Here is a 14,010-nt window from a genome sequence, read left to right on the forward strand (position 1 = left end):
CAATTCGTTCATTAAGAAATAGCTAAAATCCAAGCCAAAAAAAAATGCCGGAAGGTATTTCCGGCATAATTGTAAATTTGTTTGCTTAAAAAAAGCTCTTAGAAAGGAAGATCATCTTCCTCGCCCGGTGCGCTGTTTAAATCAGCTGGTGGGGCATATGCTGGAGTAGAAGCGGCGGCTGCACCTGGTGTTAATGCATTGATACGCCATACTACCAAACTGTTGAAATAAGATGTTTTTCCGGTTTTATCAGTCCACGGACGACCGCGTAAATTGAATGAAACTTCGATATCATCACCTTGTTTCAAGCTATCAAACAAAGCTGTTTTATCTTGTAAAGCCTCAAACCTGATGTATTCAGGATAAGTAGGGTTTTCTGCATATTCTATAATCAGGTCTCTTTTCTTAAAAGTCTCGCTCACCTGTTGTAATGCACCGATTTCATGCACTTTTCCTTTTATTTCCATAACAAATACTCGTTTATTCTACTACAAAGTTCAAATCTCTATATTTTTATTGATAACTTCGCACAATAAATTATGCAAGTTTTCCACACAAAAAGTAAGGTTATTATAACCTGCAATAAGCGCCTTTCTCCTTATTTATTAGGGGAGGTTAAAGACCTGGGTTATGAAATCGTAAGAGATTTCCCTACAGGCGTAGAACTGAACATCACCCTGTCTGAATGCATTAAGCTAAACCTTAATCTAAGGTGTGCGAGTCAGATTTTATACTGCTTGAAGAGCTTCAAGGCTAATAATCCAGAAGAATTGTATCGCGAGATGGTGGATATGGCATGGGAAGAACTCATCGATTTTTCAGGTTATTTCTCTGTAACTTCAAATGTGGATAACCCAACCATTACTACGCCACTTTTTGCCAACTTAAAGGTAAAAGATGCTATAGTTGACAGGATTAAAGAAAAAAAAGGCATCCGCCCAAATTCGGGTTCTGATGCCAATAAAGCAGTAGTACACCTATACTGGAAAGACAGTGAAGCTGACATATTTATCGATACTTCTGGAGAAACACTAGCTAAACATGGTTACCGCAAGATCCCAGGAAAAGCACCCATGCTTGAAGCATTGGCCGCAGCCGTGGTATTGAGCACTAAGTGGGATCAAAAATCACCTTTCGTAAATCCAATGTGTGGTTCTGGAACATTGGCTATTGAGGCCGCCTTGATCGCGACTAACCGTCGCCCTGGATTATTCCGCATGAATTATGGTTTCATGCACATCATGGGATATGACGAACAAGTGTTTTTTACCGAACGCAGAATATTAAAAGATCAAGTAATCAAAAACGTTGATCTACAAATCATAGCTACAGATTTATCTGACGATGCAGTTGACATCAGTCGAAAAAATGCTAAAACTGCAGGTGTAGATACACTGATCACTTTTGAAGTTTGCGATTTTGCGGACACTCAGGTTCCTGAAGGTGCAAAAGGTGTTGTCGTATTTAACCCTGAATATGGGGAGCGATTGGGTGTACACTCTAAATTAGAGGCAACTTACAAACGCATGGGTGATTTCATGAAGCAGTATTGCAAAGGTTATTCTGGCTATATATTCACAGGAAACCCTGATCTAGCTAAAAAGATTGGCCTAAAAGCCGACCGCAAAGTAGAATTTTACAATGGAAAGTTGGATTGCCGCATGCTAGAATACGAATTGTATGACGGCAGCAGAAGACCTGATGACGAGAGACCAGTTAAACCATAAATTATCAATCATAATGAAATCTTAGAGCAAAAACGGTAATCGTATTTTGCTCTACTTTATAAATCAATCGGTGTTCTTTATTGATCCTTCTAGACCACCATCCACTCCAACTATGTTTTAATGCTTCGGGCTTACCCGTTCCAGAATATGGGGTAAGTTCAATGGAGGCTAATAAATCTCTGATTTTCTTAAGAATATTTGTATTCCCGCTTTTCTTCCAATATTCCAAATCGTCAAGCGCTGAGGGCATGAAGATTATTTCCATATATCGTCAAGACGGACTTTAGTCCCTTTGCCTTCTCTCTCTTCATTTTTTGCAGCATCAAGATGTTTCACCATAGCCTTGCTAGATGAAATCAATTCAGTATCGTCATTGATCGATTCTACTTTATAAGTCAAACCCAAAGCATCCAAAAAGGTCTTTACCTCCTTCTCAGTTTTTTTGTCCTTGATCTTAACCGTTAAAGTATTCATAGTAACAAAATTACTAATATTTATTCTATTTTTTTTCAAAGACCTCCCTACTGATCGAACAAAAATACTCCTCATAACTAAACGTTTAATTAAAATATAATACTAATCGTAATTTATGCAAAGTCATAGGTCCGCTCCACATTTTAGAAAGATTATTTTTCACGAGCCATCCCTTTCGTATGAATCAATATCTTTGTAAAAAACACAATCATGGACCAAATCATAGAAAAAACCATACAATTTGTTAAGCAAACTCTGTCAAATGCTGAGGCCGGTCACGACTGGTTTCACATAGAACGGGTTTATAAAAATGCACTAAGTATTAATTCGTCAGAAAAAGCTGACGAATTAATTGTTGCACTTGCAGCCTTACTCCATGATATTGCAGATGCTAAATTTAACAATGGTGACGAAGAAATTGGGCCAAGAATAGCGGGCGACTTTTTAACTTCCCTGAACCTCGAGCCATCCATTATTGAGCACGTACAGCAAATTATTAGAAATTTGAGTTACAAAGCCAGTTTAGGCGAAGTCACTTTTAAGTCTGTTGAACTAGACGTTGTTCAGGATGCAGACCGATTAGATGCCATTGGCGCCATCGGAATCGCCCGTGCTTTTACCTATGGTGGTTATAAAAACAGGATTTTATATGATCCTGAAATAAAACCTGAGCTCAATATGAGCAAGGAAGCCTACAAAAACTCAAATGGCCCCACTATAAACCATTTCTACGAAAAACTATTAAAGCTAAAAGACCTGATGAAGACCTCGACAGGCAAAAAAATTGCCCAAAAACGCCATGATTTTATGCTGATTTACCTGGAGCAGTTTTATAATGAATGCGAAGGAAAAATTTAACGTACAATTAAAATATATCTTGTAAATTGCTCTCAGTCTAAGCAAGTGCTCTTACTGTAAAAATTTATAAGAATGAAGTTAAGTATATTGGTGTTAATTACTGCCTTTGCAGTGGGCCTTTCTATCGGCCTGGTGAATTTCTATTTTCAAAAGGACTTGTATTATATGCTGGTTTCCTTTGCAGTTACTTTCATTACCAGTTTTGTTGTTTTCTATTACCTGATTGAGAAGTATATCTATTCTAAAATAGTCCTGATCTATAAAATGATCCATAATTTGAAATTAGGTAAAGACCTTAAAGACGCTTTAGGCGAATATGTAAGTTCCGATCCAATCAATGATGTGGAACAAGAAGTAAAAGAGTGGGCGGGTGCTAAGAAAAGAGAAATTGAGGTCTTGAAAAAGCAAGAACAGTTTAGAAGAGAATTCTTGTCCAACGTATCTCATGAATTTAAAACCCCATTATTTGCCATCCAAGGCTATATAGAAACACTAAAAGATTGTTTAGTCGACGACCCGGATACCGCTGTTAAATTTTTAGGCAAAGCCGAAAAGAACGTTGAACGGTTAAGTTATCTGATCGATGATTTGGATTCTATCTCGAAACTGGAAACCGGTGAGATTCCTATTAATTACGAGCGTTTCGACTTTGTTCCACTTGCCAGAGAAGTAATGGAAGGATTGGAAGATTCTGCAAAGAAAAGGCATATTACCCTTTCCTTTAAAGACAAGTATACTCATCCCGCCTATGTTAGGGCTGATCGTGAAAAAATCAGACAGGTATTAATCAACCTGATCCACAATTCCTTAAAATATGGTAGAGAGCATGGGTCTACAGCGATAAAAATCTTTGAATTACATGATCAGTACCTAGTTGAGGTAACAGACGATGGTATTGGTATTGACGAAAAGCACCTTGCTCGTTTGTTTGAACGTTTCTACAGAATAGATTCTCATAGATCGAGAGAAGAAGGCGGTACAGGGCTTGGATTGGCTATTGTAAAGCATATTTTGGAGGCTCATGAACAAATTATATCCGTAAGAAGTACCTTGCAGATTGGAACAACCTTTGCCTTTACCCTTGAAAAGATTGGCTAACAGGTTCTTCTATTTTAAAAAATATGTTAACACTTAACACTAACTTAACATTGCACTCATACTTTTGCATCATATTTTAAATTAATATGAATAGCATTTTTAAGTTCTTTACCCCGAAAGACAAGAAATTCCAGCCCTTATTTGAGCAGGCAGGGAGCAACGTATTAAAGATTTCTCAGGCTCTTTTGCTTGCGCTTAGCGCAACAGACCTGGAGAAAAGAAAAGAATACATTAAGGAGGTAGAACGTTTGGAGCATGTTGGAGACGACATTACCCATTCAATTTTTCTTGAATTAAGTAAAAACTTTATCACTCCTTTCGACAGAGAGGATATCCACGCACTAGCTAGTGCTGTTGATGATATTGCAGATTATATTCACGCTTCGGCAAGCAATATAGAATTATATAACGTAACCCATATTGGTGATGCAATGATCAAACTTGCAGAACTTTTAGTGGAGATGTGTATCGATTTGGAAAAAGCAATTAAAGAATTAAGAAGCTTTAAAAACATTCGTGTTATTGCTGATGCCTGCGTACGTATCAACAGCGGTGAAAACCAAGCTGATTACGTTTGTAACCTGGCGATTGCCCGTTTGTTTGAATTCGAAACCAATGCGATCGAGCTAATTAAACAAAAAGAAGTGTTGCAAACCTTAGAATTGGCGACAGACAAATGTGAAGATGCAGCAAACGTGCTGGAATCTATTTTGGTAAAGAACGCTTAAAAAAAACGAAATGGTAATAACTACCTTATTGGTCGTTGTAATTGTTTTGGCAATAGCCTTCGATTACATAAACGGCTTTCACGATGCGGCAAACTCTATTGCAACTATTGTATCCACAAAAGTACTTTCGCCTTTTCAGGCAGTATTGTGGGCTGCAGTATTTAATTTTGCTGCCTATTTCTACTTTACAGATCATAAAGTAGCCAACACCATTGCTAAAACTGTAGTAGAAAATTACATTACATTGGAGGTTATTTTAGCTGGTTTGATTGCCGCCATTACCTGGAACCTATTTACATGGTGGTTTGGTATTCCTTCTAGTTCTTCTCATACATTAATTGGTGGTTTTGCAGGTGCAGGTATGGCTAAAGCTTTCACCATGGGTGCAGGCATTATGTCGGCCGTTAACTTTGCTCCTATTTTAAAAGTAGTCGCGTTTATTGTATTGGCTCCTGTAATTGGTATGCTGATCTCGGTGATTATTTCCATCATCATCTTGCATATTTCAAAAAATGCAAGGCCATCTGTAGCGGAGAAATGGTTTAAACGTCTTCAATTAATTTCATCAGCTGCATTGAGTTTTACCCACGGTGGTAACGATGCGCAGAAGGTCATGGGAATTATTTTCGTAGCGATTGTTGCGGTTAACCCTTCAATGGCAAACACCAGAATGCCAGAATGGATTCCGATCTCGTGTTATGCTGCAATTGCATTGGGCACAATGAGTGGTGGTTGGAAAATTGTTAAAACTATGGGATCCAAGATCACAAAAGTAAATGCTTTTGAAGGTGTAGCTGCTGAAGCTGCTGGTGCTGTAACTTTAGGAATCACAGAACACTTCGGTATCCCTGTTTCTACCACACACACCATTACAGGATCTATTGTTGGTGTTGGTTTATTAAAACGGGTTTCTGCAGTACGCTGGGGCGTTACAGTGAGCTTATTATGGGCATGGGTTTTAACCATTCCTGTTTCTGCTACACTAGCTGCGCTTGTTTATGCCGTAATCCATCTTTTCTTTTAAAAAAAGACAAATCATATTTAATGAGAAGGGCTGTATCTAATGATATGGCCCTTTTTGTGTTAATTTACTTCTCGTCAAATACCTCAACATAACAATCATTTTCAGGAAAGTATTTTTCAAAATCAAATAATACCAGAATAGGACAAGGTTTTGGAAGCCGTTACCATAACTAGGGAATAAGTATGGGATAAATAGCGCTAAAATAGGGGGTTGCTTTACCCTTGCTTTAGGGTTGCTATAGCAACCCCCTATTCATTCCCAACTTTAACCCTACTTAACCGCGATTCATAATGATGCCTGACAGGTCTATTTCACGCTCTTTCCCAATATTTGACCTAAACTTGGTCTATTTACAAACTCGTTGTTTGCAATAGTCTTATCTCGGATCTTGCGAGCCGCTTTTATGGCATCCTCTTCGCATGGCGCCATTAGGTAAATGCAAATTTGATCTCCTTCAAAAAAGTAATGTCCCTTGATTGCCAGTTCAGAGCGTTGAAGATCATTCGCCAGAGAAATCACATATACATCCGAGTTCATGTCCAGCTGGATAAAATAACAGTCCCTAGTTATATCGGTGTAAAAAGCGGGGTTGAGGCGGCATTCCAGAATCTGTGCATCGCTAAAAGTTCTAAACCTGTTGAAATAGGCTTTAGCCGCAAATGCATCATCAAAAACTATATGAACAGGGATGTCCGTTTCGGCATTTGGTTCCAAGATAAAATAAAGGTTTTCGTTGTTTTCTTCGTCGTTGAGTTCCATATTATTGTTGATTAAACCGTTAATAATAGGAGTCCGGGACGGGATTTAGCTGGAGGCTTAGCGAGCTGTTTTAACCACAGGTCGGGTTAAAACGAAGGTGCAACTATAGCAAGTTCTAAATACCGCCCTACCTGGCCTACCACAGCCTTGGAACCCGGTTTTACAATAGAACCCGTGACGCTATAGTGCACCTACGAAAGTACAACAAATATTGTCATGGGCATTAATCTATTGTCTCGGTTCCTATTTCGTGGTAGTTCGGTAGGAAAGACTCTTTAAATTAATACCTCATTTAAGAAGTAATTGATATGTTGTTTCTATATTTCTTTAGTTCATTGGCTTGATATTTTGTTTTTTATACACGGTTATAACCTCTATTCATTTAATTTAAAAAGTAGATCTACAATACCTCTATTTCTTTGATTGACAGCTTGGTGTATTTAGCAATTCTCTCCAAAGGTTCCTTTTCGATAAGCATCTCCTTTGCCGTCTCAAGTGCTTTCTTATGCATTCCCTTTTGGATTCCCTTCTGCATCCCTTCTTTTTTACCCCATTTAAATAAAACATCACGCTCTTTTCTCCAAAATGTGTTTACTGAATCCATAGCCATTTCTAATTCTTTATCTAATTTACGTAACTGAACAATGACGCGTAATTGTTCATAATATTTATTCCCCATTAACACATCGGGATCACCTTTACCAATTTTTTCTATTATTGCCTGTATTACCTCAACTGGTTCTTTCTCTCCAAAATTTGCCAGTACAGCCAGCAATTGTGCTTCCGGTTCGTCTGAAGATAAAAACAGCTCATAAGGCAAATCAGAGAATGAGATTAATTTGTACTCATATTTAAAACCGGGTAAGTCAATCTTACATGGCATACTTAAAGCCTCCTTACCCATGTACATTACATATTGATTTATCGGTTGGTCGTAAATCTGATGTAGCATTGACCGATATTCAGCCATTCTGAAATGCATTTTTGGCTTGTTACTAGATTCAAATTCAACTTGCAGGATACTAGAAATTCCATCAGCATCCGTTACCATATACAAAGCATCGACTTCTTTTTGTCGTGTAATTTGTATCTTATCCTTAAGTTCTGCGCTTTTTACAATGTTCAGCTTAAGTACCTTTTCAATAATGCCGGGCAAAATAAATTGCATATTCTCGCGCAGTATCTTATCGTACTTGCTTCCTTGTAAACGACCATTGGTATTTTCCCGCATATCTTTACTTTGAAAAGTATATATGCAAAGCTCCCTGAAAGAAATTTAAAATCCACTATCCGACAAAAATTCGACGTTATTCTCCGTTGTATTGAATTTAGCCCTTATAAAATATGGAAGGCGGCATTTACCAACCGCACGGTACGGAATATAATTCTGTATTTGATTTTGGTAGAACCCTCTTTTGTTAGAAGTCTATCTTGAAGGTCATCCTGCTGCTATCTTTAGCAGGTTTTTTCCATTTAGGACCATTAAGAATCAACCGAATTGCTTCCTGCTCATACTTATCATCCGCTACTTTAATGATTTCAATAGCTGTAGGCGTACCGTCCTTATCAATTTTAAAACTCAACTCGACTGCCTGACCTGTTTTAGCCTCTTTTGCAAAATCATTGTTTGCTTTAATGTAGGCAAATAGCTTATCCCAGCCGCCAATAGGGGAAGAAACCATGGTATCCTTATTAACAGAACTTGAACCCCGGATCACAATGCCACCAACCCGACCAGATAATGCTCCATTAAGCTTGGTGCTGCCTACGTTCTGTTCTTTCTTTTCTTTGCCATAACCCACAACGACCACCTCATTAAGTGCTAAATCAGCAGGCACTAAAGCAACAGCTACGGGCTGATTCACTTTTGCAAGCACCTCAGTAGCTTTATAACCGATATAATTAACACGAATTGTTCCTTCTTTAATTAAAGTATCTGCGGTAATTTTAAACATACCCTCGGCATTGGTCAACGTCCTTAGGTTTGTCCCCACGACTTGTACAGACACCCCAGGTAGAGCCTGTCCCCTTTCATCAACCACTTTACCATTCAAGGTGCCTTGCAAAGGAGCAACGCTTACAACAGACATTGAAGCTGTTGCCTGCTTTTTAAACTGAGCCGGCGCAGCCGAAATAACGACTTCTTTTAACGGCTCTGCAACATCCGCAGCACTCGATGCTATTTTTGCCTCAGACTTTACTCTTGCTACATAAGTATTCGTTTTTGCGGCTTTAATGGCCTTATCAATTTCTTTTTCTGTTTGCTTATCAGCAGATTCTGCAGCTAAGACAGGTGCAGCATCTACTACTGTAGGAACAGTATCTCCTGCTTTAGGCGCAATCGTAACATCAACTTTCTTAGCACGGCCTGCCAATTCTTTCTGATGATTATTTTCCTTCATCCAAAACATAATACTCACGGCAACAAACATCACCGCGGCTGTAGCAGCAATACTTAAACGTTGCCAGGTAATTACTGAAGTTTTTTTAACTGACTGATGTTCCGCAATCCTTTCATGCAGCTGTTTTTGAAGCAGAGATAAGGATTGCAGCGAACGCTTAGGCGATTCACTTAAGCCAGCCAATGCCTCGGCCACGAAAGGGTCTTCTAAAGCTTCGCGCTCTACCCTATTCATGGTTTTAGCATCAAGCTTACCATCAAGGTAATCCTCTAAAACGCCTATATCTAACCAGTCCTTATTCACCACTATTCTTTTCTATACAAATTTTAAGATTTCTTTTCCCATTCTGGATATAACTCTTCACTTTCAGCATTTCGTAGCCCGTAATATCTGCAACCTCTTTATAACACTTCTCCTGCAAATAGAAAAGATCCACACTCAAACGCTGTTCTTCCGGAAGTGTTTCCATACACTTTTCCATAACGGTTAGCTTGTTCTCTTTTGTATGATCCATATCAAGATGCACAAAATCTGTGTTTTCCACAAAAGTATCATCGATAGAAACTGTAGTATGCTTAGATTGTTTGCGAAGCGCCATCAAACAATGGTTCCGGGTTAACACATGCAGCCAGCTTTTAAAATTCTGTACCTCGTGGATTTTTAGCTTCAACACCAATTCCTCAAAGATCTGCATTACAGCATCCTTACTCAGCTCCTCGTCCTTTAAATAATTTAAACAAACCCCAAATACCAGGTGCATGTATTTGTTGTAAAGTGTACCCAATGCCCCCAAGTCGCTCTCGCTTTTATAGCGTGCGATTAAAGCAGCATCATCCTGCTCCTCTATTTTTGCGTTATTTTTTATAAACTTCAATGGGCGTTTAAGGCATAATCTGTTCAAGTATAAAAATATTTTCTGACACTGGTATGGAAATTCTTCAAAGCCTACATCATTAAAAAAACAGAAGATTATGAAAACATTATTGCTACCCTTGTTTGTGCTGATATTTATAGGCTTCCACGAAAGTTGTGCATCTATTAAAGTGATCAGCGGAGTTGTTACCGATAAAACAGATGGAAAGGCCATTCCCGGAGTAATAGTAAGCACAGCAGCCAATAAAAAGCACGTAGTGACAAACGCTGATGGCAAATACAGGATCTCTGTCGAGGATGATAGTCAACAACTTCGTTTTTCTTTTTTAGGTTATAAATCCCTTAAGGTAAAGATCGGTAAGTCTGCAATTATCAATGTCGCCTTGGAACAAGATAACCAGACACTGTCCGAAATAATGGTAGTCGGTTACCCTGCCAAACTGAAAAGGCAAACGACGGGCTCCGTTGCATTCGTTTCACCGTCAGTCATGTACAACTCAAAGTCTTATAATGCCCCCCAGAATACAGAAAGCTACGCCGCTATCCAGGAGAATGGTTTTCAAAATCCTTTTAAAAACCCGTTGTCTACTTTTTCCATTGACATTGATGCAGCCTCATACAGCAACGTTCGCCGATTTATAAATAATGGTGGCTTACCCCCTAAAGATGCAATAAGGATTGAAGAAATGATCAACTACTTTGATTACGAATATCCTCAGCCAAAAGGTTCAGATCCTGTAAATATTGTAACAGAAATTGCCAGCGCACCATGGAATACAAAGCACAAATTAGTGCAAATTGGCTTGCAGGGTAGAAAAATACCTACAGACAATCTTCCTGCATCCAATTTGGTATTTTTGATTGATGTATCAGGTTCCATGAATGAACCGAACAAACTTCCTTTGCTGGTTTCTTCATTTAAATTACTAACGGATCAGCTCCGTGCTAAAGATAAAGTTGCCATTGTAGTATACGCTGGAAATTCGGGCTTAGTGCTACCTTCAACAGCGGGGAGCGACAAAGCTAAAATTAAGGATGCTTTGAATAGCTTAAGTGCAGGCGGATCAACTGCAGGTGGTGCAGGAATTGAGCTGGCTTATAAAGTAGCTGGACAAAACTTAATTAAGGGAGGTAACAACAGGGTAATCCTGGCAACGGATGGCGATTTCAATGTAGGCGCATCAAGCGATAAGGACATGCAAAGTCTGATTGAAGAAAAGCGCAAAACTGGTATCTTTTTAACTGTATTAGGTTATGGAATGGGTAATACAAAAGATAGCAAAATGGAAACCCTTGCTGATAAAGGCAATGGCAATTATGCTTACATAGACAACATCAACGAAGCCCGTAAAGTACTAATTAATGAGTTTGGAGGCACATTGTTTACTATTGCAAAAGATGTAAAACTACAGGTTGAATTTAACCCAGACAAGGTGCAGGCTTACCGGTTAATTGGCTACGAAAACAGACTGCTGGAAGATAAGGATTTTAACGACGACAGAAAAGATGCCGGCGAATTAGGCTCTGGACATACCGTAACGGCTTTGTATGAGGTGATTCCAACAGGCGTAAAGAGTAGCTTCGCTGGCGCTGTTGATGATTTAAAATATCAGGAAAATAAAAAAACAACCAAAGGCAGTCAAGAAATGCTTACCGTAAAACTGCGTTACAAAGAGCCTTACGGAAGTTCCAGTAAATTGATTCAAGAAGCAATTATTGATCATTCGGCCCCTTTTGAAAATGCCAGCAACAATTTCCGTTTTGCAGCGAGTATCGCAGAATTCGGAATGCTACTAAGACAATCTGATTTTAAACAAAATGCATCATTTGAACACGTCATCCATACGGCGACACAAGCAATGGGCAAAGACCAGGAAGGTTATCGCTCAGAATTTATTAAACTGGCTAAATCGGCTAAATTAATGGCCGAAGATTTGCTATCTTCGAATCAAAAAACAATAACGCATAACAAATGAAACGCACAAAACTTGTTTACCTTGCCCTTTCGGCTTGCTTTTTAATGACTACTTCTACTACTCAGGCACAGTCTAAACTAGGCGATGTTTTAAAAAAGGTAACTGGAGTTACTAAAAGTAGCACCACAACTACGACAACAACAACTAGTAGCAGCAGTACAACCGGAACGCCAAGCACATTAGATATGGCTTCGGCTATTAAGCAAGCATTAGAAATCGGAACATCGCGCGGGGCAGACTTGCTTTCGGCGAAAGACGGTTTTATGGGTAATTTGGCGGTAAAAATCCTTTTTCCACCTGAAGCACAAAAGGTAGAAAAAACCTTGCGTTCATTGGGTATGGGTAAACTGGCGGATAATGTGATTTTAAGTTTGAATCGTGCTGCTGAAGACGCGGCAAAGGAAGCAAAACCAATTTTCGTTTCTGCCATTAAACAAATGACCATTACAGATGCTACCAATATATTATTGGGAAACAAAGATGCGGCAACTGATTATTTTAAAAGAGTAACGACCTCTCAGCTAATGGAAAAGTTTAAGCCAGTAATTAATACCAGCCTTTCAAAAGTTGGAGCGACTAAATACTGGGGCGATGCCACTGCCCAGTATAACAGACTTCCAATGGTGAAACCACTAAATACTGATCTTTCTGATTACGTTGCACAAAAAGCTATTGATGGTATGTTTATACAGGTAGCCCAAGAAGAACTTAAAATCAGAGACAACCTGGGATCGAGGTCTACTTCGCTCTTACAAAAGGTGTTTGGCTACGCAGATAAGAATAAGTAAAATAAAAAGGTTACTTTTATACGGTAAATACTAACAACATAAAAGTATATTGGATTTTAAAGATTTTAATTTTAACCCAGACTTATTAGAAGGGTTATTAGCAATGGGGTTCCGTAATGCAACCCCAATCCAGCAGCAAGCAATCCCCCTTATTTTAGATAAGAAAGACTTGATTGCCTGCGCACAAACAGGAACCGGAAAAACAGGCGCCTACCTTTTACCAATCATGAATATGATTGCTGGCACTGAGGAACGTCATAACAATACACTGATACTAGCCCCAACAAGGGAGCTTGCCCAGCAAATAGACTTGCAGGTAGAAGCACTCTCCTATTTTACCAATATCAGTTCTTTAACTGTTTATGGTGGTGGAGACGGCATTGCCTACGAGCAGCAAAAACGATCGATGCGCGAAGGTGTAGACATCATTATTGCAACACCTGGTCGATTGATTTCTCACCTGTCTTCGGGTGTTTTGAAACTGGATCAGTTGCAACATCTGGTATTGGATGAGGCAGACAGAATGCTTGACATGGGCTTTTATGATGACATTGTACGCATTGTAAGCTACTTACCACAAGTTAGGCAAACGGTAATGTTCTCGGCAACTATGCCTCCAAAAATCAGGAAGCTGGCTGCGACATTACTAAATAATCCAGAACAGATAAGTCTTGCTATTTCCAAACCTGCTGAAGGAATATCGCAACAAGTATACATGGTTCATGATGAACAGAAGGTGCCTTTATTGAGCAGTCTGTTAAAAACGGATGAATTTAAAAGCATCATTGTTTTTGCCTCAACTAAAGAGAAAGTAAAAAATCTGGGCAAGGTATTCAGAAATCTGGGACTTAAAACAGAAGCTTTTCACTCTGATCTGGGACAAAAAGAAAGAGAAAGCATTTTACTGAAGTTTAAAAACAGACAACTACCGATTCTTATTGGTACCGATGTTTTGAGCCGCGGTATTGATGTGGAGGGTATTGACCTGGTGGTTAACTTTGATGTACCTCATGATGCAGAAGACTATGTACACCGTATTGGCCGTACTGCCAGAGCTGCAACCAAAGGCACTGCGATTACCTTGGTTAACAGCCGCGATAAACGCAAATTGGCTAGCATTGAAAAGCTGATCGAAAAGCAAATTGAAAGGATGCCTTTACCAGAACATTTGGGTGAAGCTCCAGCCGAAACACCTTTTGATCCATTAGCACCAAGACCTGACAAAAAACCGGGCACTGGTAAACCAAAACGCAAATTCTGGAATAAGAAACCAAAAGCACAGTAAATACCAGGGAGGGATAAC

General features: G+C 39.1%; 15 protein-coding genes. 8 read left to right on the forward strand and 7 right to left on the reverse strand.

Annotated features, from left to right (window positions below; genetic code table 11):
• Positions 1-98: 98 nt before the first annotated feature.
• Entirely contained in the window at positions 99-467 is a 369-nt protein-coding gene (locus BLS35_RS12405) for a DUF3127 domain-containing protein (protein ID WP_090781373.1), read from the reverse strand.
• Positions 468-539: 72 nt separating this feature from the next.
• On the opposite strand from BLS35_RS12405, the gene BLS35_RS12410 reads away from it, so the two are divergent.
• The gene (locus BLS35_RS12410) at positions 540-1,727 is read left to right on the forward strand and encodes a THUMP domain-containing class I SAM-dependent RNA methyltransferase (protein ID WP_090781375.1); all 1,188 of its coding nucleotides are present in this window, start codon (positions 540-542) and stop codon (positions 1,725-1,727) included.
• 4 nt (positions 1,728-1,731) lie between these two features.
• Here BLS35_RS12410 and BLS35_RS12415 read toward each other — a convergent pair whose 3' ends face one another.
• Together BLS35_RS12415 and BLS35_RS12420 are read right to left on the reverse strand one after the other, a co-directional pair.
• Positions 1,732-1,992: a Txe/YoeB family addiction module toxin gene (locus tag BLS35_RS12415; protein WP_090781377.1), complete on the reverse strand. Its 261-nt coding sequence runs from the start codon at positions 1,990-1,992 to the stop codon at positions 1,732-1,734.
• Positions 1,983-2,201: a DUF2683 family protein gene (locus BLS35_RS12420; RefSeq protein ID WP_090781379.1), complete on the reverse strand. Its 219-nt coding sequence runs from the start codon at positions 2,199-2,201 to the stop codon at positions 1,983-1,985. The genes BLS35_RS12415 and BLS35_RS12420 overlap by 10 nt, the downstream gene beginning before the upstream one ends.
• 210 nt (positions 2,202-2,411) lie before the next feature.
• Between BLS35_RS12420 and BLS35_RS12425 the strand changes: the two genes are divergently transcribed.
• From BLS35_RS12425 to BLS35_RS12440, 4 genes are all read left to right on the forward strand, one after another.
• Complete coding sequence (locus tag BLS35_RS12425; protein WP_090781382.1) at positions 2,412-3,059, forward strand: HD domain-containing protein; 648 nt, start codon at positions 2,412-2,414, stop codon at positions 3,057-3,059.
• A gap of 72 nt (positions 3,060-3,131) precedes the next feature.
• Complete coding sequence (locus tag BLS35_RS12430) at positions 3,132-4,157, forward strand: sensor histidine kinase (RefSeq protein ID WP_090781385.1); 1,026 nt, start codon at positions 3,132-3,134, stop codon at positions 4,155-4,157.
• Between the two features lie 86 nt (positions 4,158-4,243).
• Positions 4,244-4,885 carry a DUF47 domain-containing protein gene (locus tag BLS35_RS12435; protein ID WP_175459594.1) on the forward strand — a complete coding sequence of 214 codons (642 nt, stop codon included), beginning with the start codon at positions 4,244-4,246 and terminating at the stop codon, positions 4,883-4,885.
• A gap of 10 nt (positions 4,886-4,895) precedes the next feature.
• Positions 4,896-5,909 (forward strand): inorganic phosphate transporter, encoded by a 1,014-nt coding sequence (locus BLS35_RS12440; RefSeq protein WP_090781389.1) that lies wholly within the window; start codon positions 4,896-4,898, stop codon positions 5,907-5,909.
• A 306-nt stretch (positions 5,910-6,215) separates the two neighbouring features.
• Here the strand turns inward: BLS35_RS12440 and BLS35_RS12445 are convergent, their stop codons facing one another.
• The 4 genes from BLS35_RS12445 to BLS35_RS12460 all read right to left on the reverse strand — a co-directional run bounded on the left by BLS35_RS12445 (position 6,216) and on the right by BLS35_RS12460 (position 9,944).
• Complete coding sequence (locus BLS35_RS12445; protein WP_090781391.1) at positions 6,216-6,668, reverse strand: hypothetical protein; 453 nt, start codon at positions 6,666-6,668, stop codon at positions 6,216-6,218.
• Positions 6,669-7,068: 400 nt separating this feature from the next.
• Positions 7,069-7,899, reverse strand: a complete 831-nt coding sequence (locus BLS35_RS12450; protein WP_090781393.1) for an RpnC/YadD family protein — start codon at positions 7,897-7,899, stop codon at positions 7,069-7,071.
• Between the two features lie 187 nt (positions 7,900-8,086).
• Positions 8,087-9,373 carry a carboxypeptidase-like regulatory domain-containing protein gene (locus tag BLS35_RS12455; RefSeq protein WP_090781395.1) on the reverse strand — a complete coding sequence of 429 codons (1,287 nt, stop codon included), beginning with the start codon at positions 9,371-9,373 and terminating at the stop codon, positions 8,087-8,089.
• Positions 9,366-9,944, reverse strand: coding sequence for an RNA polymerase sigma factor (locus BLS35_RS12460; protein WP_090781396.1), 579 nt, complete (start codon positions 9,942-9,944; stop codon positions 9,366-9,368). The genes BLS35_RS12455 and BLS35_RS12460 overlap by 8 nt, the downstream gene beginning before the upstream one ends.
• A gap of 97 nt (positions 9,945-10,041) precedes the next feature.
• Between BLS35_RS12460 and BLS35_RS12465 the strand changes: the two genes are divergently transcribed.
• From BLS35_RS12465 to BLS35_RS12475, 3 genes are read left to right on the forward strand one after another with little or no spacing between them, the layout of a single operon-like run.
• Positions 10,042-11,919, forward strand: a complete 1,878-nt coding sequence (locus tag BLS35_RS12465) for a vWA domain-containing protein (protein WP_090781397.1) — start codon at positions 10,042-10,044, stop codon at positions 11,917-11,919.
• Positions 11,916-12,707, forward strand: a complete 792-nt coding sequence (locus tag BLS35_RS12470; protein ID WP_090781399.1) for a DUF4197 domain-containing protein — start codon at positions 11,916-11,918, stop codon at positions 12,705-12,707. Before BLS35_RS12465 ends, BLS35_RS12470 begins: the two co-directional genes overlap by 4 nt.
• Before the next feature lie 49 nt (positions 12,708-12,756).
• Positions 12,757-13,992 carry a DEAD/DEAH box helicase gene (locus BLS35_RS12475; protein WP_175459595.1) on the forward strand — a complete coding sequence of 412 codons (1,236 nt, stop codon included), beginning with the start codon at positions 12,757-12,759 and terminating at the stop codon, positions 13,990-13,992.
• Positions 13,993-14,010: the final 18 nt, after the last annotated feature.

This window comes from Pedobacter sp. ok626 (genome assembly GCF_900100435.1).
Lineage (GTDB): Bacteria > Bacteroidota > Bacteroidia > Sphingobacteriales > Sphingobacteriaceae > Pedobacter.

What these genes read in the sequence shown, in the direction of transcription:
- BLS35_RS12405 (WP_090781373.1), bottom strand. Translation starts at nt 467, where the DNA reads ATGGAAATAAAAGGAAAAGTGCATGAAATCGGTGCATTACAACAGGTG.
- BLS35_RS12410 (WP_090781375.1), top strand. Translation starts at nt 540, where the DNA reads ATGCAAGTTTTCCACACAAAAAGTAAGGTTATTATAACCTGCAATAAG.
- BLS35_RS12415 (WP_090781377.1), bottom strand. Translation starts at nt 1,992, where the DNA reads ATGGAAATAATCTTCATGCCCTCAGCGCTTGACGATTTGGAATATTGG.
- BLS35_RS12420 (WP_090781379.1), bottom strand. Translation starts at nt 2,201, where the DNA reads ATGAATACTTTAACGGTTAAGATCAAGGACAAAAAAACTGAGAAGGAG.
- BLS35_RS12425 (WP_090781382.1), top strand. Translation starts at nt 2,412, where the DNA reads ATGGACCAAATCATAGAAAAAACCATACAATTTGTTAAGCAAACTCTG.
- BLS35_RS12430 (WP_090781385.1), top strand. Translation starts at nt 3,132, where the DNA reads ATGAAGTTAAGTATATTGGTGTTAATTACTGCCTTTGCAGTGGGCCTT.
- BLS35_RS12435 (WP_175459594.1), top strand. Translation starts at nt 4,244, where the DNA reads ATGAATAGCATTTTTAAGTTCTTTACCCCGAAAGACAAGAAATTCCAG.
- BLS35_RS12440 (WP_090781389.1), top strand. Translation starts at nt 4,896, where the DNA reads ATGGTAATAACTACCTTATTGGTCGTTGTAATTGTTTTGGCAATAGCC.
- BLS35_RS12445 (WP_090781391.1), bottom strand. Translation starts at nt 6,668, where the DNA reads ATGGAACTCAACGACGAAGAAAACAACGAAAACCTTTATTTTATCTTG.
- BLS35_RS12450 (WP_090781393.1), bottom strand. Translation starts at nt 7,899, where the DNA reads ATGCGGGAAAATACCAATGGTCGTTTACAAGGAAGCAAGTACGATAAG.
- BLS35_RS12465 (WP_090781397.1), top strand. Translation starts at nt 10,042, where the DNA reads ATGAAAACATTATTGCTACCCTTGTTTGTGCTGATATTTATAGGCTTC.
- BLS35_RS12470 (WP_090781399.1), top strand. Translation starts at nt 11,916, where the DNA reads ATGAAACGCACAAAACTTGTTTACCTTGCCCTTTCGGCTTGCTTTTTA.